This window comes from Candidatus Laterigemmans baculatus, assembly GCF_010367455.1.
Taxonomy (GTDB): Bacteria; Planctomycetota; Planctomycetia; order Pirellulales; family Pirellulaceae; genus Laterigemmans; species Laterigemmans baculatus.
In genome coordinates this window covers 1-1328 of the sequence record NZ_WRPR01000128.1, presented here as the reverse complement: position 1 = coordinate 1328, position 1328 = coordinate 1, and the positions used below count along the sequence as shown (strand labels likewise).

At 59.5% G+C, this 1328-nt stretch carries 2 protein-coding genes; one reads left to right on the top strand and one right to left on the bottom strand.

Annotation, left to right across the window (positions count from 1 at the left end; all coding sequences use genetic code 11):
• The first annotated feature begins 98 nt into the window (after positions 1-98).
• Positions 99-461: a GxxExxY protein gene (locus tag GNK13_RS19570; protein ID WP_164104252.1), complete on the top strand. Its 363-nt coding sequence runs from the start codon at positions 99-101 to the stop codon at positions 459-461.
• A gap of 68 nt (positions 462-529) precedes the next feature.
• On the opposite strand, the gene xrtU is transcribed toward GNK13_RS19570, so the two are convergent.
• A partial coding sequence (gene xrtU, locus GNK13_RS21565; RefSeq protein WP_203545386.1) for an exosortase U occupies positions 530-1328 on the bottom strand: 799 nt, incomplete at its 5' end.

Sequence of the window (1328 nt, the reverse complement as noted above, 5' to 3'; positions counted from 1 at the left end):
CGGAATCCGTCAACGAACCTTACCCTTTTCAGCCCCCGAATCTGTCTCTTGTAACTGACCCAGAAAGTCTCACTTCCCGCTGAAACAAATCACATGACGTGATTGGTGCGGCGATTGAAGTACACAGGGATAAAGGCCCCGGTCTGCTCGAATCAATTTACGAATGGTGCTTAATGATGGAACTCCAACTACGAGGCTACGGAGTCCAAGACCAAGAGAGCGTCGTGATTCAGTACAAACAATTTCAACGAAAGGTGCCACTCCGCTTTGATTTACTCATCGATCACTGTTTGCTTGTAGAAGGCAAAGCCGTCGAACAAGTACTGCCTATCCATAAGGCACAATTGCTCAGCTACATGAAACTGCTTGATATCCCGCTGGGATTGATCATCAACTTCAATGTCCTCAAGCTAACCGACGGAGTGTCAAGACTGATCCTTCCCGGAGCGAATGTGGCTTGATCCCATGAGGAGGCAGACTTAACGCATATCGGGATCCTCTGTTCACTCCCTTACCTCCTGTTCAAGCCTCATTCATGGTTGCCTCCCACCGCGCGAGCCGCTGCTTCAAATAACTCCCTTATCTCTTCCTCCGCTTCCTCGGATCGCTCTCCGAGGTTTTCTTCTAGCACTTGCACTTGCATTACTTCTCCCTCGACTTGCGGCTCGTCTTGCGTCGCGGCCTTCAGTCTCCCCGTGAAGTTCGCCCACAACCCTCGGCTATGAGCCGATGGCGGAACGCAGCGGCCTTGAGCATCAAAGCAGGCGAACAGGACCTGAGCTCGGTCGAGCGGCGGTCGGTCGAGCCGCAATTCGCGCCCCACGATCGGCTCACCAACCGGCCCCGCACCCACCTGCACGTCGCTTGCCCCGACGAGGTCCCAGCCGATCGCGGAGTAGCAGATTGCTAGGTTGTGCCACTCGCGGTAGGGCCCATCGAGGCTGAGCACCGCTGTGCGGCTCCCCTTCATGTACTGCCAACGGAGGCTGACCATCCCGCCGAACGGATCGTCCTTCGCACGCTGCTGGACGTTGAACCCCACCCGCCGCCACCCAGCCAACTCCTCCGTAAAAAACTCCTCAGCAGGCGGGAGGCCGGAGGCAGCAGGCGTCTGGCCCCCTCGCCCGCTTGCGGGAGAGGGCTGGGGTGAGGGTGTCTCGGCAGGCGGGAGGCCGGAGGCGGCAGGCCGGAGGTAATTGATAGCACGAACGGGCAGCTCCCCTTCCTCGCTTCTCGCCGCTCGCCACTCGCCTCTAACCTCCTCCTCCCGGCCCCCGGCAACCGGCCCCCGGCCACCGTCCCCCTCTCCCCCCCGGCCCCCGGCAACC